General features: G+C 54.4%; 16 protein-coding genes. 9 read left to right on the top strand and 7 right to left on the bottom strand.

Features of this window, described 5'->3' with window-relative positions:
• Nucleotides 1-3: 3 nt before the first annotated feature.
• From ABVT36_RS02915 to ABVT36_RS02875, 9 genes are all read left to right on the top strand, one after another.
• Nucleotides 4-798 (top strand): aspartate dehydrogenase, encoded by a 795-nt coding sequence (locus tag ABVT36_RS02915; RefSeq protein ID WP_368455188.1) that lies wholly within the window; start codon nt 4-6, stop codon nt 796-798.
• A gap of 13 nt (nt 799-811) precedes the next feature.
• Entirely contained in the window at nt 812-2,290 is a 1,479-nt protein-coding gene (locus tag ABVT36_RS02910; RefSeq protein ID WP_368455187.1) for an aldehyde dehydrogenase, read from the top strand.
• 45 nt (nt 2,291-2,335) lie between these two features.
• A complete protein-coding gene (locus tag ABVT36_RS02905) occupies nt 2,336-3,976 on the top strand; it encodes a thiamine pyrophosphate-binding protein (protein WP_368455186.1) in 1,641 nt (546 codons plus the stop codon).
• Nucleotides 3,973-5,211, top strand: a complete 1,239-nt coding sequence (locus ABVT36_RS02900; RefSeq protein WP_368455185.1) for a hypothetical protein — start codon at nt 3,973-3,975, stop codon at nt 5,209-5,211. Before ABVT36_RS02905 ends, ABVT36_RS02900 begins: the two co-directional genes overlap by 4 nt.
• A gap of 266 nt (nt 5,212-5,477) precedes the next feature.
• Nucleotides 5,478-5,660, top strand: a complete 183-nt coding sequence (locus ABVT36_RS02895) for a transposase (RefSeq protein WP_368455184.1) — start codon at nt 5,478-5,480, stop codon at nt 5,658-5,660.
• Between the two features lie 525 nt (nt 5,661-6,185).
• Complete coding sequence (locus ABVT36_RS02890; RefSeq protein ID WP_368455183.1) at nt 6,186-6,548, top strand: MerC domain-containing protein; 363 nt, start codon at nt 6,186-6,188, stop codon at nt 6,546-6,548.
• Nucleotides 6,549-6,882: 334 nt separating this feature from the next.
• Entirely contained in the window at nt 6,883-7,350 is a 468-nt protein-coding gene (locus tag ABVT36_RS02885) for a Fur family transcriptional regulator (RefSeq protein ID WP_367148683.1), read from the top strand.
• Entirely contained in the window at nt 7,350-8,390 is a 1,041-nt protein-coding gene (locus ABVT36_RS02880; RefSeq protein WP_368455182.1) for a GTP-binding protein, read from the top strand. Before ABVT36_RS02885 ends, ABVT36_RS02880 begins: the two co-directional genes overlap by 1 nt.
• Before the next feature lie 74 nt (nt 8,391-8,464).
• Nucleotides 8,465-10,690, top strand: coding sequence for a S46 family peptidase (locus ABVT36_RS02875; RefSeq protein ID WP_368455181.1), 2,226 nt, complete (start codon nt 8,465-8,467; stop codon nt 10,688-10,690).
• A 187-nt stretch (nt 10,691-10,877) separates the two neighbouring features.
• On the opposite strand, the gene ABVT36_RS02870 is transcribed toward ABVT36_RS02875, so the two are convergent.
• The 7 genes from ABVT36_RS02870 to ABVT36_RS02840 form a co-directional block, all read right to left on the bottom strand.
• On the bottom strand, nt 10,878-11,069 hold the full coding sequence (locus ABVT36_RS02870; protein WP_367148687.1) for a 4-oxalocrotonate tautomerase: 192 nt from the start codon (nt 11,067-11,069) through the stop codon (nt 10,878-10,880).
• Nucleotides 11,070-11,179: 110 nt separating this feature from the next.
• Nucleotides 11,180-11,971: a 2-oxo-3-hexenedioate decarboxylase gene (gene dmpH / locus ABVT36_RS02865; RefSeq protein WP_368455180.1), complete on the bottom strand. Its 792-nt coding sequence runs from the start codon at nt 11,969-11,971 to the stop codon at nt 11,180-11,182.
• Nucleotides 11,971-12,999, bottom strand: coding sequence for a 4-hydroxy-2-oxovalerate aldolase (gene dmpG, locus ABVT36_RS02860; RefSeq protein WP_368455179.1), 1,029 nt, complete (start codon nt 12,997-12,999; stop codon nt 11,971-11,973). The genes dmpH and dmpG overlap by 1 nt, the downstream gene beginning before the upstream one ends.
• A 3-nt stretch (nt 13,000-13,002) precedes the next feature.
• A complete protein-coding gene (locus ABVT36_RS02855) occupies nt 13,003-13,926 on the bottom strand; it encodes an acetaldehyde dehydrogenase (acetylating) (protein WP_368455178.1) in 924 nt (307 codons plus the stop codon).
• A gap of 19 nt (nt 13,927-13,945) precedes the next feature.
• Nucleotides 13,946-14,731, bottom strand: a complete 786-nt coding sequence (dmpE, locus tag ABVT36_RS02850; RefSeq protein WP_368455177.1) for a 2-oxopent-4-enoate hydratase — start codon at nt 14,729-14,731, stop codon at nt 13,946-13,948.
• A 67-nt stretch (nt 14,732-14,798) separates the two neighbouring features.
• Complete coding sequence (locus ABVT36_RS02845) at nt 14,799-16,259, bottom strand: 2-hydroxymuconic semialdehyde dehydrogenase (protein WP_368455176.1); 1,461 nt, start codon at nt 16,257-16,259, stop codon at nt 14,799-14,801.
• Nucleotides 16,260-16,374: 115 nt separating this feature from the next.
• Nucleotides 16,375-17,292: a flavin reductase gene (locus tag ABVT36_RS02840; RefSeq protein WP_368455175.1), complete on the bottom strand. Its 918-nt coding sequence runs from the start codon at nt 17,290-17,292 to the stop codon at nt 16,375-16,377.
• Between the last annotated feature and the right edge of the window lie 8 nt (nt 17,293-17,300).

The raw sequence follows: 17,300 nt of genomic DNA, 5'->3' as shown, positions 1-17,300 counted from the left end.
CCCTTGGACAAGAAATTAATGATGATCGGCTACGGCGCTATGGGTCGGGCAGTACACCGACTGTTGCCGGAGGGCTTTCGCCTGCATTGGGTAGTGGTGCCTGTCGCCAGCGCCGCCGCAACCCGCGAGCAGCTGGGCGGCCATACCAAGGTGCTGGTGAATCTGGATAACTTTGATGAACGTCCGGATCTGGTGGTGGAGTGCGCCGGCCAAGCGGCTTTGGAGGAGCATGGCGAGGCATTATTGCGCCGCGGTCTCACCCTGGTTTCGGTGGCCAGCGGTGCCCTGGCGAATCCAGATTTACGCGGGCGTCTCGACCAAGCCTTGCAAGAGGGCGGAGGGCGCCTGGAAATCGCCACGGGTGCTGTTGCCGGTATGGACGGCTTGGCGGCGGCTCGCAGTGGCGGTCTCGACAGCGTTTTATATGAGTCCTGCAAGGCGCCCCGAAGCTGGGCCGGCAGTCACGCGGAAACCTTGATCGATTTGGATCGGGTAACGGAAAAAACCGTTTTTTACCAGGGCAGTGCTGGTGAAGCGGCGCGCTTGTTTCCCGCCAACGCTAATGTGGCGGCCACCATTGCCCTGGCCGGCGTGGGTATGGAGGCCACGCAGGTGCGATTGGCAGTCGATCCTCTAACCGAACGCAACAGCCACCGTATCCATGCGGTGGGGCGCTTTGGTGAATTCAATATGGAGATCCGCGGCGTGCCACTGGAGGACAACCCCAAGACATCCATGCTGGCCGCTTTATCTGTGGTGCGCGCCTGTCAGCGCCACCTGGACCCAGTTACCTTATAAATAGAGTCACCCTATGCATAAGCCCCGGATACAGCCTATTTTTATTGCCGGCGAATGGCGCACTGGGCGCGGTGCGCCGCTGATCTCTCAGTTTCCCGCTGATGGCTCGGTTAATGCTGAGTTGCGTGCGGCCAGCGTCGAAGACGTCGAAGAGGCGGTGGTAATGGCTGACGCCGCCCAGCGCAGCGCCGCCTGGAGAGCCACATTGCCACACCAGCGCGCCGCCATCCTCGCGCGGGTATCGGATCTGCTGTTGTCTCGTGCAGAGGAACTGGCGGCTCTGCAGACCCGTGACAATGGCAAGCCGTTGGCGGAGACACGTGCCTTAGTGGCCAGTGCGGCGGGCACCGCGCGCTATTTCGCCGCTGCCTGTGAGACCCTTGAAGGCGAACTGCCAACCCCGCGCAACGGGGATTTCATGACGTTTAGCCAGTACGAGCCACTGGGGGTGGTAGGGGCCATCACACCCTGGAACTCTCCGATCGCCAGTGAAATGCAAAAGATCGCCCCAGCCATCGCTGCCGGCAACGCGGTGTTGCTTAAACCCGCCGAGGCCACGCCACTGGCGGCCTTAAAACTGGCGGAATTGTTTCAGGAAGCCGGGCTGCCGCAGGGATTGCTGAGTGTGCTGCCGGGTCGCGGCAGCGTAATCGGAGAAGCCATCGTCCGCCACCCGTTGGTGCGCAAGATTTCCTTTACCGGCGGCACAACTACTGGTCGCCACCTGGCCCACATCGCCGCCGATAAATTGATCGGAACCTCCTTGGAGTTGGGGGGTAAGTCGCCCACCATTATCTGCGCAGACGCAAATCTGGAGCAGGCGGTCAAGGGAGTCGCCTACGGCATTTTTAGTTCCGGCGGCCAGGCGTGCATTGCTGGTTCACGGTTGTTTGTCCACCGCAGTATCTACCAGTCGGTGTTGAAGCAGTTGTGCCAAGTGGCACGTCAGCTGCGTGTGGGGCACCCGGAAAAGCCTGGCATTCATGTGGGGCCCTTGATTAATGAGCGGCATAGGGAGCAGGTCGCCAGCTATGTGGAGCGTGCGCGTGCAGAGGGTGGGCGTGTATTGGTGGGCGGTTGTCCTCCCGAGGATTCAGCACTCGCCGACGGTAGTTACTATCTGCCCACCGTAATTGAGGGGCTGCCAAATCACAGTGTCGTGTGTCAGGAAGAAATCTTTGGTCCAGTTTTGGTCGCGCAGCCTTTCGACGACGAGGCGTCCCTGCTGGCCCAGGCCAATGACAGTGTTTACGGCCTCGCGGCGGGTATCTGGAGCGCGGACTACCGCGCGGCACTAAAACTGGCCGAGCAGCTGGAGGTCGGCACTGTGTGGATCAATACCTACAAGAAATTTTCCATCTCTACGCCTTTCGGTGGCTACAAGGAGAGCGGCCTGGGGCGAGAGAAGGGTCGGCGGGGCATTCTCGCCTATATGCAGCAGAAAAGTATCTACCTGGGTCTCGATCCGAACCCGATCGGCTGGTGCGACTGATAACTGCTGCCCTGAGCGCGGCGAAATTCAAAAGATGAGTACAACATGAGCAAAGAGATCACCGTTGGAGATGCGCTAGTTCGCACCTTGGAACAGCAGGCCGTGAGTGCAGTTTACGGTGTCATTTCGATTCATAACCTGCCCATTGCAGACGCTCTCGGCCGTCGCGGCAGCCCTCGTTTCGTGCCTGCCCGCGGTGAGGCGGGAGCGGTCACCATGGCGGATGCCCACGGTCGCCAGACTGGATTGGGGGTCGCGCTTACCAGCACCGGGGCGGGTGCTGGCAATGCTGTAGGCGCCCTATTAGAAGCTCTGAACGCCGGGACCCCACTGTTGCATATCACCGGTCAGGTGGAGCGACAGTATTTGGGCCGCGATGCCGGGTTTATTCATGAGACTCAAGACCAATTGGGCTTTTTGCGCGCCTGTTGCAAGGGCGCCTATCGAGTGACCAGCGCTGAGCAGGCGGTGCCGATCGTTCGGCGCGCAATTCGCGAGGCGATGACCGCCCCCATGGGCCCGGTGAGTGTGGAGATCCCCATCGATCTACAGGGGGCCTTGTTCGATGGATTTTTGCCGAGTGCGCCGGTGGCGCCGGCGAGGCCGCCGGCATTGGCGAATTGTCGGGTCCAGGCCCTGGCGCAACGATTGCGCACCGCCACGCGGCCCCTGTTGTGGGTAGGGGGTGGTGCCTTGGGGGCTGGCGATGCCGTGCGACGCCTGGCGGACGCGGGCCTGCCAGTGATTTCCAGCACCCACGGACGGGGCATAGTGCCCGACAGCCATCCCCGTAGCTTGCGCGCTTTTCACAATGCAGAAGCGGTCGAGGCGCTGTTTGCACAATCGGATCTATTGATCGTCGCCGGCTCGAAACTGCGCTCAAACGAGACCAAGACCTATTCGCTGGCACTGCCAGAACCGCTGGTGCAGATCGACATCGACCCGGCTGCGTGTCATCGCAACTATCGGGCGGATGAATTTATTGAGGGGGACTGCGGCGAAGTTCTTACGGCGCTGGCGGATTGTTTTGACGGCGAGAGCTTGGCCGACGGTCAATACGACGGCGATATTTCCAGTGCGATAGCACAAGCGGAACAAAAACTTCGTGCACAGATGGGCCCCTATGCGGTGCTTTGCGATGCCGTGCGCGCGGCATTGCCCGCGGATGGCTTGTTTGTGCGCGACATCACCATGTCTGGCAGCACCTGGGGTAGCCGCTTGCTGCCGATTGAATTTCCCAACACCAACATTCACTCCCTGGCGGGCGCCATCGGTATGGGGTTACCGATGGCCATCGGTAGTGCGGTGGCACAGCCTGGACGCAAAGTTTTGGGGCTGGTGGGGGATGGTGGCCTGATGCTTGGTGTTGGCGAGATCGCCACTATGGTACAGGAAAATCTGGACCTCACCTTGCTGGTTATGAACGACGGCGGTTACGGCGTGATGCGGGGTATACAGCGCAATCACTTTTCAGACCGCCAGTACTACAACACCTTGCTTACGCCTCAGTTTACCACCCTGGCGGATTCTATGGGGCTAAAACATTGGCAAATTCGTGACGCTTCTCAGGCGAGCGAGTTGCTGTTCCAGGCGGTGTCCCATGCTGGCCCCGCACTGGTAGAAGTGGACATGGCTTGTTTCGGCGAACTGAAGTTTGCCGGCCCACCGCAGCGGAAGCTTTTTTGAAACAGAAAGAAAGACAACTGAGAGAGATTAAAATAATGAGAGTTGATAAATCCTTGCACCTTTGCAGTACTTTTATCGCACTGTGTTTTTTGTTCGAAACCGCGGTTGCTGCCGAAACAACAGAAGACCCGGTGGATTCCAATCTGGATCTCGGCGGAGCCCTGCGCCTGCAGCATCGCTACGAAGACTGGGATTCCAGCAGCAAAGGTGGTGCTGGCAAGATTGATTTTGAGTCCCTCACGCTCAAGCTCAAGGGCAATCAAGGCAACTTTTTTGCCGACGCTTCTTATTACCTGCGCTACCTCAATGATGAGGAAATCAACTCGCTGGAACACGGCTATGTAGGTTATCGTTTTTCCAGCGATCGTCAGCTTCAGCTCGGTTGGGCCTATGAGCCGTTTGGCCTACAACCTTATCCCCAATTTGGCTGGACATTCAATATTCCTTTTTATCTGGCGATGGGACATTCCAGTGCCCTCGGTGGAAAATACGTCCAGGAATTCGGTGATTGGGATATACAGCTTGGGGCTTTTAAAAAAGCCATACCGGTGGAAAACCGCTTCTCCCCCAACATGGCCGACGCCAAGGATGTCGATGACGCCTTTGTGGCGCCGACAAACCGCCTACAAGCCAACGAGAAGGAAAATCAATTCAACCTTCACCTGAATCGTGAATTCAAGGGGGATGGCTGGGATGGCACCTTCGGAGTGTCTGCCTATCGGGGAGACTTGGTTAACCGGCTCAGCGATGGCGATGGCGACTACTGGGGCGCAGAGCTTCAATCTATCATCCACCGGGGCCCCTGGACACTGGCACTTCAGGGTATCCGTTACGCCTTCAACCCCAACAATCCTGCCGGGGTCAGCGAAGACAGTGTCCTCTTTGCCGGGGCCGGCACGCCCAGTTATCTGGTGGCCGCAAAAGGCAGCATCGGTGTCGCCAACCTGGCTTACGATCTGCCTGTAAGCAGCCTGGGGCCGGTTAAAAAATTACGCTTGTACTCCGATTACAGCCATTTGCTCAAAGACAAGGCTGGTTGGGATGATTCACAGATGGCGACTCTTGGAGTTCAGTTCTTTGCCTGGCCAGTAATGGGTTGGCTGGACTTCACCTGGGGCAGGAACCTCAACGTCATGGGCGGCCGTCCTGGCGGTGTCGGCTTGGCTTCCGCGGATGCTTCCGGGAGTGATCGGGTGGAATTTCGCACCAATCTCAATATAGGCTATTACTTTTAAGGCTGTTTGACGGCCTGTGGCGAAAATCTGGCCATAAACTTATAGTCTATTAATTCGTAAACTTGCTATCTCCGATCTGTGGTCTGAACCCCCATCATTTCGGAGGTATCTGCTTTGACAGCCCAGCTGTGCGAGTGTATTGGTAATCCCCCATTATCAACCAAAGCTAAAAGTAGAGAGTTATACGACCTCCAGCCTCTCACTTTGGGGTAGCCTGATTTCTCCAGACAGCCCCGATTGTTACCATAGGCAATCGGGAGTATGTAATGACTATCAGAAAGGCTTATTCAATAGAGTTTCGCTCAGAGGCTCTAAAGCTGCTCCTCAAGCAGGGGTGGACGCAGGCGGAGGCGGCCCGGAGGTTGGGTATCTCCAAGGGGACGCAGCAAATTAGGTGGTGGTTGAAAGGGCTGGGGGCGCCATCGTTCGCAGTCCTGAAGACGGAGTGATAATGTTGCTACACAAATAAGTTGAGAATGAGATTGATTCCGACAACTTTTATAATCATATAGTAAAAATAGCTTTATGGGATTTTGCTAAAACTTCCCTTAAGTAATTGATTTCACGCAACTTTATTTATAATGTCCCGGTAAACTGCACAGTTAGGGTCTGTTGACACTAACGGAGTTGGCCCTGTTGTGACAGAAAAGGTGCCAATCGAGGTGAGAGGAGCGCGGTTTGGTTGCTCCAAATGAGCGACGAAGAGTGGCGCCTTCTCCGGCACAACCCGAAGGGCTGCAGCTGGTTTCGCGCCCTGCAGTGTTAGAAATTGCTTATGTGGACCCACCACACAGCGCCATTCCTGCCTTGCAGGCAGTGGCAGCAGGGCTATCTCGGTTAGTGTCAACAGGCCCTAAGTAAGGGTTGATATGGGCGAAACTTGGTTGAGTTTCTTTATTTTAGGATATGATATATCATAATTCAGTTAAAATGCACATGCCTGAATTGAGCGTGAACGAATCAGAAGGGTTGTTGTGAGAGATACTTTGGGAATCTTGGCTTCCGGCTTATGCTTGCTCCACTGTATGTTGATCCCTGTTTTACCTGCCCTGGGGGGACTGGGGGTATTGGTCGCGCTGCAGGGGAGCCAGTATCTCCACTTGGCTTTGCTCATACCAGTGGTACTCTTGGCCCTGGCGAGCTTCCCGGCTTCATGTAGGCGCCATCGGCGCCATGCGGTGATGATTGCTGGGGTTTCTGGGATCTTGTTGTTAGTTATTGCGTTATACCTGGAGGGTATTTGGGAGCTACTTGCCAGTATCCTGGGAGCTGGCCTGTTAATCCTCGCTCACTGGGTAAACCGACGCCTGATCTATCGAGCGGTGCTGGCTGATTAGGTAAAGGTCATGAAATCTATAGGGATTGTTTTTATCATTGTGTATCTTTATCGATGCCCTGGCAGCTTGTTGAAAAAGGCATCCTGCCTGCTTCAAAACACGAAAAGCGAAAAATGTGTTTTTCACTGTTCTCCCAAAATCAACGACTTAGGCGTCGCCGATTTTGCCGGACATCCATGTTCCGGTACCGGGCTGGTAAAATAATTCGAATTTCAACAGCCCGCTAGATGGGTGATCATGCCTTTGACAGGGCAATAGATTTTTTTATGAAATTTTGCGTTGCCGAAGCCTATTTGTTCACCTCAAAGAGAAACAATCACGAATGAAATAAATTATGAATGTATCCCAAATTAAAAAGACCTTGAGTGCGGCCGAGGAAACTTGCCGTAGTTCAGGGGTTCGGTTTACCGAGAAGCGCAGAAATGTTCTTACCATCCTGCTGTGGTCAAAAATTCCTCTCTCTGCCTATGAGATAGCAGAGCAGTACAAACGTGACTATGGTGATTCAATTCCCGTCATGTCCGTTTACCGAATGCTGGATTTCCTGGCTGAAGAAGACTTTGTCCACAAGCTTAATTCGGAAAACAAATACCTGGCGTGCACCCATATTACTTGTGACCACAGTCACCAAACGCCACAATTCCTGATTTGCAATCGCTGTAACAAAGTGCGGGAAGTCGGTATCAAGCCCGAAGTGATCGCAGCGTTGCGTGAAACGGTTAAGAATGCGGGCTACCATTTCCAAACATCCCAGCTGGAGCTGGATTGCCTCTGTGACAAGTGCGGTCAGGATGCAGCTTAGTGGTCAATAAGCAGTTGGTACAGGGGGTGCCTGCGAATGTTATCACCGGCTTTCTCGGTGTGGGTAAGACGACCGCGATTCGCCACCTTCTGGAAAGCAAGCCCGATGGTGAACGCTGGGCTGTTCTGGTAAATGAGTTTGGAGAGGTGGGTGTTGACGGCGCATTTTTTAAGCCGGACCAGGAAGACAGCGTTTATATCCGAGAGGTGCCCGGTGGCTGTATGTGCTGTGCGGCCGGCTTGCCAATGCAGGTTGCTTTAAACCAGTTACTGGCTAAATCCAGACCCCATCGATTATTGATTGAGCCTACGGGCCTGGGACATCCTCGCGAGGTATTGGCAGCATTGTCTGACGTTGTACGTAGTGGTGTTTTAGATCTTCGCTGTACACTTGCTTTGGTAGATGCCCGCTGTATTGAAGATGATCGCTACTTACGTAGTGAGACTTTTCGACAGCAGTTAGAAGTTGCTGACCTGGTGATAGCCAACAAGTCTGATCTCTATGGTCCTGAGGACTTGCAAAACCTCCAGCGTTTTCTCTCATTCTCAGGTAAAGACACTGAGCAGCCTTTGCAAGTGGTGGAGCAAGGGCGTATCGAATTAGATTGGCTTCATCTCCCCAGTCGTTTCCAGGCTTCTGCAGGGGGCAATCACCAGCATCCGGCTCCGAAGGAGGCGGATGAAGTTGAGCTATTACCAGCGTGTGGTTATCTCCGTTCAGAGAATAGCGGCGAGGGTTATTATAGCTGTGGCTGGCGTTTTAGTCCGGAATTTATATTTGACTATGACGCGCTCTTTTCGCTATTCAGCGCCGCTGAAGCGGAAAGGATCAAGGGTGTATTTATTACCGGGCAAGGTGTTTTCGGATTTAATAGGGCTGGCGAAGTGTTAACAGTGCTGGAGTTGGATGACATATTGGAAAGCCGGGTAGAAGTGCTTAACCAGATACGCCTGGGCTGGGATGAAATGGAACGATCCTGGATCGACGCCATAGCAGGTGATCAGAATGCAGAAACGAAAGTTTTTAATGAATCCAGATAGTTGTTGGGCCAGATACTTAAGTCTGGCCTGACCTATAGGATGTCTCTGACTTTAATAAAAATTGTTGAGTAAATATGAAAATAAACCATTCAATCGTTTTCAGGATTGCAACTGCTGCACTGCTCGTTGGTGCCAGTTATTCCAGTCTTGCTGCAGGGAAAAAGAGTGTTTCGACCGAGGGGATGTGGCAACCACACCAGCTGCCTGAGCTGTCCAAAGAACTTCGCGGATATGGTCTTGAGCTGGATCCGGCCAGCATGACCAAACTCACTGAATTTCCAATGAATGCGGTGATCAGTTTGGGAGGCTGTTCGGCCTCCTTTGTCTCTCCACAAGGATTGGTGATTACCAATCACCACTGTGCCTACGGCTCGATTTCTTACAACTCAACAGAATCCAGGGATCTACTTGCGGAAGGTTTTCTGGCTGGGGATTTATCGGAAGAACTACCTGCCGCTCCTGGTTCCCGTGTCTATGTCACCGTAGAAATGAACGAAGTGACAGATAAGGTCAACGACCGTCTGACTGATGACATGGATGGCGCCGCACGTTTTGCCGCAATCGAAGAAGCGGAGAAGGCACTGGTTTCCGAGTGTGAAAAAGATCCGGGGCATCGCTGTGAGGTTTACAGCTACTACGGTGGTTTGAATTACTACCTGGTCAAGCAATTGGAAATCCGCGATGTGCGTTTGGTTCATGCACCTGCGTCTTCAATCGGAAAGTTCGGCGGCGATATCGATAACTGGATGTGGCCTCGCCATACCGGCGATTACGCTTTCTACCGTGCCTATGTTGGTAAAGATGGCAAACCGGCCGATTACTCCAAGGATAATGTCCCTTACCAGCCCAAGCACTACCTGCCCGTAGCGGCAAACGGACCTAAAGAAGGTGACTTTGTCATGGTTGCCGGTTATCCGGGCCGTACAAACCGTTATCGCACTGCGCAAGAAGTGGAAAGCAACTTCAACTGGTATTACCCGAACATGCAGCGGGTATTGGGGGAGTGGTCTGAAACCATTGGTGCTGCTACCGCTGACAATAAAGATGCGGAGCTAAAGTATGCCAGTCGCGTGGCAGGCTTGAATAATTACTCCAAAAACTTTACCGGCATGATGGAGGGATACCAGCGCAGTGATCTGTTACAGCACAAACAAAAGCTGGAAAAAGATTTGCAGGCCTGGGTGAATTCTGACAAAGCCCGCCAGAAGAAATACCAGTCTACTATCGATGACCTGGAGGCATTGGTTGTTGAAGAAGAGTCAACCCGTGAACAGGATCTGGCCATCAATTATATGGATCGCTCCGCCATGTTGGGCGCCGCGCGCAAATTGTATCGTTTGGCCAAAGAGAACGAAAAACCTGATGCCGAGCGCAAACCGGGTTATCAGGAGCGGGATCTGACACGATTCACAGAGAGTATGCGTCGTATTGAACGAAGCTACCACCCATCGGTGGACAAGCAGATTTGGCTCTACTTCCTGGAGCGCTACCAGGCGCTTCCGAAAGAACAGCGTATATCCAGCTTTGATCGTTACCTGAACATCGATAAAGGCAATGCTGGTTTAGAGGCAACTCTCGACAAGATGTACAGGGACACAGAGCTTTCCGATGTCGAGGTGCGTGAAGGCTGGATCGGCAAAAAGCCTGAAGATTTCAAAGAGAGCAAAGATCCGTTTATCCAGTTGGCCGTGGCCATGTACGATGACATGCTTGTGCGTGAAGAGCATGAGGATTCCATGAAAGGGCGTTTTGCTCAACTCCGCCCGGAGTATATGGAACTACTGATCGATTATTACCAATCACTGGGCAAGCCGGTCTACCCTGATGCAAACAGCTCCCTTCGTGTGACCTATGGTCTGGTCAAAGGCTATCAGCCACCAGCCGGCACCATTAAAGAGGCTGCCGATGGCAACGATGGTAAGGAGGGATTTGTAGCTTTTACAACCCTGCGCGGCATAAAGGCGAAGTACACCGGCGAGGATCCCTTTGATGCCCCTAAAGCCCTGATGGAAGCTATTGATAAGAAGGACTTTGGCCGTTACTACGAAAAGCAGCTGGATTCAGTGCCGGTGAATTTCTTAAGCACCGTAGATATTACCGGCGGTAACTCCGGATCTCCGACAATGAATGGTCGCGGCGAGTTGGTAGGGGTAGTGTTTGATGGGACCTACGATAGCATCAATGCTGACTGGGACTTCACTGATAGTACCCGGGCGATTCATGTCGATATCGCTTACATTCTTTGGGTGATGGAGAATATCGACGGTGCCGGATATTTGGTACGCGAGATGGGTCAATAATCTTACTGCCGGCCAGTAGCATCACTAAACCAATCGGGACTGATTGTTTAGTGATGCATTGGGAGCAATCTTTTCCTTACTGGTTTTCATGCTCCAAAAGCTTTTTCTGATCAATATGGCGGTGATCCGGGCTGGCACCTCGAGTGAACACCACTTGTCCACCTATTGCCGGGGTGCCGAACACCGCCTATCGACCCAGTTTTTTGGCCGTTTTGCCGCCTATCCCCCAGTTTTGCTTGGGAATTTCCTGGACAAGGACTCTAACATTCTCTTCGGGTGCATTCAGTGAGCGGCAAATGGCGGCCGTCACCTCGGCAATTAGCGCCTCTTTTTGTTCTTCGGTGCGCCCTTCCATCATATTGATATGTGCGATCGGCATAATCGATTCCTCTTAATAAAGTGCCACTGGTCCAATAGCTGTAATCACGAGAGCAAGCCTGTCGCTTCGCACTGCATCAAAGCAGCGCGGCACCAAAGGCGTTAGCGTGATTACACGAAGCGGCCGCTGATGGTGCCCAGATCCTGATACCTTACGCAGAAGCTATCACCTTTGTTCACCTGCACTGCAGCAGTGATGGCGCCCACCATTACAAAGGACCCGGCTGGCAGTTCCTCACCCCGTTCGCCCAGCATATTGGCCAGCATGGCGACTGAGGCGGCGGGGTGACCCAATACTGCGGCGCCGGCCCCCACCTCGACCACTTCGCCATTCACTTCCATCACCACGCCTAAATTGCGCAGATCCAGATCGCCCACATCCGCCATCCGACCGCCAGTAAAAAAGCGGGTAGAGGAGGAGTTGTCCGCGATGACGCTCTTCAAATCAAATTTGAAGTCCTTGTAGCGTGAATCGATCACTTCCACCGCCGGCAGAACGAAATCCGTGGCCCGCAGTACATCGCCGATATGTACTCCCGGGCCTTTTAGGGGCGCCTTGGTGACAAATGCGAGTTCCGCTTCAATCTTGGGGTGAATCAACTCATCATGCTTGACTTCCCCGCCTTCCGGCACAGAGAAATAATCGGCCAGAAAGCCGTAGCAGGGATGCTCTACTCCCATCTGCGACATCTTCGCCCAGGAGGTAAGCCCCATTTTCATGCCCACTATCTTATGTCCGCGGGCCTCCTTGCGACGGCGGATCTCCCACTGGATGTCAAAGGCATCCTCGTAGGTCATCTGCGGATAATCATCCGTGATTTTGGTAATTTCGTATGCCTGCAGCTCGGCGTTTTCGCAGTGTTCCGCCAACTGTTCAATTTGTTCTCTGGTCAAGTTACCCATCAGATTAACCCTTTGTCTTTGGCCATGGTCAATGCCAGGTCTTCAATCATGTCTTCCTGTCCGCCTACAGTGCCGCGACGTCCCAGCTCCACCAGAATATCCCGCGCGGGGATGCCATACTTGGCTTCAGCGCGCTGGGCAAACAGCAGGAAGGAGCTGTAAACGCCGGCGTAGCCCAGTGTCAGCGCATCGCGGTCGACGCGAATCGGTTGGTCCATCATCGGCACAACGCGGTCCTCGGCCACATCCATAATTTTGTACAGATCAATATTGTGAACTGCGCCCATTCTATTCAGTACCGCTACCATCACTTCCAGCGGCGTGTTGCCGGCACCGGCACCCAGCCCAGCAACGGAGCCGTCGATACGAACAGCACCCGCTTCCATCGCTGCCAGTGAGTTGGCAATCGCCATCCCCATATTGTGGTGACCGTGAAAACCGATCTCGGTATCGGATTTCAGCTGTGCGCGCAACAGGCTGATTTTTGCAGACACTTCTTCCGGCAGCATATAACCGGCCGAGTCGGTGCAGTAGATGCAGTTGGCACCGTAGGATTCCATCAACTGAGCCTGTTCCAGAAGTTGTTCTGGCGTAACCATATGGGCCATCATCAAAAAGCCGACCGTATCCATCCCCAGGCTGGCGGCGAGATGAATGTGCTGCTCGGAGACATCCGCTTCCGTACAGTGGGTGGCTACACGGATAGTGCTGACCCCAAGATCGCGGGCCACACGCAAATGGTCGACAGTACCAATCCCGGGCAGCAGCAACGCCGATACTTTGGCCTGCTTCATTTTCGGGATAACTGCGTCCAGATACTCCTCATCACTGTGGGCCGGAAAACCGTAGTTGACGGAAGCGCCACCCAGGCCGTCACCGTGGGTCACTTCGATCAATGGTATGCCGGCCTCATCCAGGCCTGTGGCAATATCCACCATCTGCTCCAGGGTGATCTGGTGACGTTTAGCGTGCATACCGTCGCGCAGACTCATATCGTGGAGCAGGACTTTTTTACCTTGTAAATTCATTGATTAAGCCTCCACTTGACCGCGAGCGGGCAACTCCAGCGCACCCAGGTCCACTTCTTCGGCGAATATTTCCGCAGTGCGCAAACCAGCCGCGGTCATGATGTCCAGGTTGCCGGCATACTTTGGCAGGAAGTCACCCAGGCCTTCCACTTCAATAAAGATGGAGACGCGATTGCCGTCAAATACAGGACCGTTCACCAGTCGGTAGCCGGGTACATACTTCTGAACTTCCTGCACCATGCGGTGGACTGAGTCGGTAATAGCCGCCTGATCGGGTTCCGTTGCGGTCAGACAATGGATGGTGTCGCGCATGATCAGGGGCGGTTCGGCAGGATTAATAATGATGATTGCCTTGCCCTGTTTGGCCCCACCCACTTTTTCCACAGCACCAGCGGTAGTGCGGGTGAATTCATCGATGTTTTTACGTGTACCCGGCCCCACCGAGCGGGAGGATACGGTGGCAATGATTTCTCCGTAATCAACTGGTTGGATACGTGACACCGCAGCCACCATAGGAATAGTCGCCTGACCACCGCAGGTGACCATATTGACGTTCATTTCCAGGTTCCTGGTGTGATCGGCCAGGTTGACTGGTGGTATGCAATAGGGACCGATCGCCGCCGGCGTGAGGTCAATCATAATTACCCCCAGCTCGTTCAACTTGCGGCTGTTCTCGGCATGTACATAAGCGGAGGTGGCATCAAAGGCAATGCGGATATCGTCCTCCAGTACATGGGGCAACAGGCCGTCCACACCAGCTGCCGTGGTGCGGATACCCATTGCCCGGGCCCGCTTGAGACCTTCGGATTCCGGATCAATACCGACCATCCATACCGGCTCTATCCACTCCGAACGCTGCATTTTCATCAGCAGGTCTGTGCCGATGTTGCCAGGGCCGATAATGGCCGCTTTTAGTTTCTTGCTCATTGTCAAATCATCTGCCCGGTTAAATGAAGCGAACGGATGCGGAACCAATGCCGCCAATACTGACGCTCATATGGTCGCCGGCCTGTACCGGTGCCAGCGGTACCAGTGAACCCGACAGGATAACTTCACCCGCTTTCAGGGCGATGCCGAATTGGCCGAGGGTATTGGCCAACCAGGCGACACAGTTGACCGGGCTGCCCAGTGCCGCAGCACCGGCTCCGGTCGAGATGACCGCGCCATTTTTTTCCACCACCATACCGCAGGTGGTCAGATCCACTTTGCGCGGGTCGATCGCTTTATCGCCCAGGATAAACAGCCCACAGGAGGCGTTATCTGCGATGGTGTCCTGGATTTTGATCTGCCAATTCTCGATTCGTGAGTCGATCACTTCGAAACAGGGCATCACGCACTCGGTCGCCGCCAATACCTCGGCGTTGGTGATACCCGGCCCCATCAAATCCTTTTTCAGGATAAAGGCAATCTCGCCTTCGGCCTTGGGCTGAATCAGCTGCTCGCTGATAGGCATCTCCTGACCCTGGCTGAAGGCCATCTTGTCAGTGAGATAGCCGAAATCGGGCTGATCAACCTTCAGCATGGTCTGCACAGCCTTGGAAGTGAGGCCAATTTTTTTACCGATTACCCGTTCGCCGGATTCTAGGCGGCGTTCCAGCATGCGCTGCGAAATGCTGTAGGCATCGCCGATGGTGATATCCTCAAAGCGAGTCGTCAGAGGAGCAACCGCTTCGCGCTGCACCATCGCCTGATACAACTCATCACCGAGGTCTTGAATCTGTGTCTTTTCCATTTTGAAATACCAATAAATGTTTCTAAGGTCCGCATAGGTGCTTGTATCTGCGACCGCTCATCACTGTTTACAGTTTGATGCAGATATTCTTAAGTTCGGTATAGAATTCGAGTCCGTGCACACCACCTTCACGACCGATGCCTGATTGTTTGGCGCCCCCAAAGGCCGTACGCAGATCCCGCAGGAACCAGCTATTGACCCAGACAATTCCCGCTTCCATCTGCTCGGCCACGCGCACCGCACGGGCGCTGTTCTCGGTCCAGATCGCCGCCGCCAGGCCATAGTCGGTATCGTTGGCCAACTCGATCACTTCTTCCTCAGTGTCGAAGGGGCGGATATGACAACAGGGACCAAAAATTTCCTCACGTATCACACGGGCATCGTCGGCCAGTCCAGTCCAGATGGTGGGTTCGATCCAGGCACCGTCATTCAGCGCAGAACCCATATCCGGCACGCCGCCACCAATCTCGACTTTGGCCCCTTCTTCTACCGCAAGCTGGTAGTAAGACAACACCTTGTCCCGGTGTTCATGACTGACCAGCGGCCCAAAGTTGGCGTCGGCGTCCTGTGGACGCCCGAGTTTCAATTTGCTCACTTCCTCTTTTAGGCGCGCCAGGAATGCGGCAAAGATGGGGCGTTCAACATAGATGCGTTCTGTACCCAGACAAACCTGGCCGCAGTTCACAAACGCAGAACGCATGGTGCCTTCTATGGCCTTTTCCAAATCACTGTCTGCAAATACAATGCCCGGGTTTTTGCCACCACACTCCAGCGAGATGTTGCGCAGCCCGACCGCCGCCGCCTTCATGATGGCTTCTCCCGTGCAGGTTTCGCCGGTGAAGGTGATCGCATCTACCTGTGGGTGGGTGGTGAGAAATTCACCGGCTGATCCCGGCCCCAGGCCGTGTACCACGTTAAAGACACCGGCTGGGACACCGCACTCGTTCATCACGTCCCCCAAAAGGGTGGTAGTCGCCGGGGTCTCCTCTGAAGGCTTTACCACTACGGTGTTGCCACAGGCCAGTGCAGGGCCCACCTTCCAGGTCATTAGCAGCAGCGGCAGATTCCAGGGGCAGATCACGGCAATCACGCCTTTTGGGGTACGGTGTCCCACATTGAGTGCGCCCTGGCCGTCCGGAGTATCCAGGCGGAAACCTTCGGTGGGGTGATTCGCCAGAGTCTCTGAGAATGCCTTGAAGTTGGCCGCCCCGCGCGGGATATCGATATGGCTGGCAATACTGTAGGGTTTGCCCGTATCGCGGCATTCCGCTTCGAGAAATTCATCGAAGCGCGCATTGATCCGATCGGCCACTTTATTCAGTAACTGAATACGCTGGGTTTGGGTAAACTGGCTCCAGGGGCCCTTCAGCGCCCGTTTAGCCGCAGCTACAGCGGCATTGACCTCATCTTTACCGGCTTCGTGCACCTGACCAATCAGGCTGCCGTCAACGGGGCAAATGTTATCGAAGGTCTTACCGCTCGCCGAAGTAACAAACTCGCCGTCGATAAAATGTTTAAACTCTTGCATAAAACACCCTGATTTTTGCAGTCTAAAGTTCTGCACAAAATGCCATCGCCAGATCCTGAATGACCGTATCTATTTCTGGCATTCGCGAACTACAATTGCCTGGAAACCGTGGTCACTAGGCAAAGCTTCTCTGCAGTACCTTCAGGCCCTCTTTCAAACACTGCTGCTGCCCGGCACCGAGACCGGAGAGCACTTTCCCCTCGTGTTCAATCGCCTTGCCCAGCAGTTTATCGGCCAGCTGCTGGCCTTTGTCCGTCAGCCGAAATTCATTGCCGCTCACCGACAACAGTCCTTTTTCCTGCAACCATTCACCGATATCCGCCAGTTCCTGCAGGGGTTGGGAGACAAAACGGCTGATATTTTCCTGTGTCATGGGTTTGCCGTCGGCCAGTAGGGTCAACACCCGCCACTCTTCGGTGTTAATGCCAAATTGACTTAACTGGGGGTAAAAATCCGCAGCATAGGCATTCAGGGCCTGGCGCAACTGGTACAACAGGTAGTCATCCAGAAAACCATGGGCCTGCAAAGATTCGGCGGGTGCTTTGACTGCGGGGTGGGTCAGCGGTACCGCGTAGCGGCCATTGTGGAAGACCAGTGAGCTGACGTTTTCCTCGTAGTGGTAGTCAGTCACCTCACCGACGATAATAAAGTGATCGCCGCCTTCGTAAACCTCCCAGGTGTTGCATTCAAACCAGGCGGCGACATCCGGCAGCAGCGGCGACCCGTTGGCACAATCGCGGGTGTCGATACCCGCGAACTTGTCCTCGCCCCTGCGGGCGAAACCATTGGACAATTCCACCTGATCGTTGCGCAATACGTTGACGGCAAAGCCCCGGCCTTTGGTGAAAGACTCCAGGCTCCAGGCGCGCTTATCGATACTCCACAGCACCAGTGCCGGGTCGATCGACAGGGTATTGAAACTACTGGCGGTCATGCCGATAGGCGCACCCCCGGCATCTCGGGTTGTGATCACCGTAACCCCGGTGGGGAACTGGCCCAGCGCCCGGCGGAAATCTTTTGGATCAAACGACATCATAGATC

Origin of the sequence: Microbulbifer sp. TYP-18, from assembly GCF_040932045.1 — a bacterium.
Taxonomy (GTDB): domain Bacteria; phylum Pseudomonadota; class Gammaproteobacteria; order Pseudomonadales; family Cellvibrionaceae; genus Microbulbifer.
Note: the sequence above shows the minus strand (reverse complement) of the source record. Positions and strands in the feature narration are given on the sequence as shown.

What these genes read in the sequence shown, in the direction of transcription:
- ABVT36_RS02910 (WP_368455187.1), top strand. Translation starts at nt 812, where the DNA reads ATGCATAAGCCCCGGATACAGCCTATTTTTATTGCCGGCGAATGGCGC.
- ABVT36_RS02905 (WP_368455186.1), top strand. Translation starts at nt 2,336, where the DNA reads ATGAGCAAAGAGATCACCGTTGGAGATGCGCTAGTTCGCACCTTGGAA.
- ABVT36_RS02895 (WP_368455184.1), top strand. Translation starts at nt 5,478, where the DNA reads ATGACTATCAGAAAGGCTTATTCAATAGAGTTTCGCTCAGAGGCTCTA.
- ABVT36_RS02885 (WP_367148683.1), top strand. Translation starts at nt 6,883, where the DNA reads ATGAATGTATCCCAAATTAAAAAGACCTTGAGTGCGGCCGAGGAAACT.
- ABVT36_RS02875 (WP_368455181.1), top strand. Translation starts at nt 8,465, where the DNA reads ATGAAAATAAACCATTCAATCGTTTTCAGGATTGCAACTGCTGCACTG.
- ABVT36_RS02870 (WP_367148687.1), bottom strand. Translation starts at nt 11,069, where the DNA reads ATGCCGATCGCACATATCAATATGATGGAAGGGCGCACCGAAGAACAA.
- dmpH (WP_368455180.1), bottom strand. Translation starts at nt 11,971, where the DNA reads ATGGGTAACTTGACCAGAGAACAAATTGAACAGTTGGCGGAACACTGC.
- dmpG (WP_368455179.1), bottom strand. Translation starts at nt 12,999, where the DNA reads ATGAATTTACAAGGTAAAAAAGTCCTGCTCCACGATATGAGTCTGCGC.
- ABVT36_RS02855 (WP_368455178.1), bottom strand. Translation starts at nt 13,926, where the DNA reads ATGAGCAAGAAACTAAAAGCGGCCATTATCGGCCCTGGCAACATCGGC.
- dmpE (WP_368455177.1), bottom strand. Translation starts at nt 14,731, where the DNA reads ATGGAAAAGACACAGATTCAAGACCTCGGTGATGAGTTGTATCAGGCG.
- ABVT36_RS02845 (WP_368455176.1), bottom strand. Translation starts at nt 16,259, where the DNA reads ATGCAAGAGTTTAAACATTTTATCGACGGCGAGTTTGTTACTTCGGCG.
- ABVT36_RS02840 (WP_368455175.1), bottom strand. Translation starts at nt 17,292, where the DNA reads ATGTCGTTTGATCCAAAAGATTTCCGCCGGGCGCTGGGCCAGTTCCCC.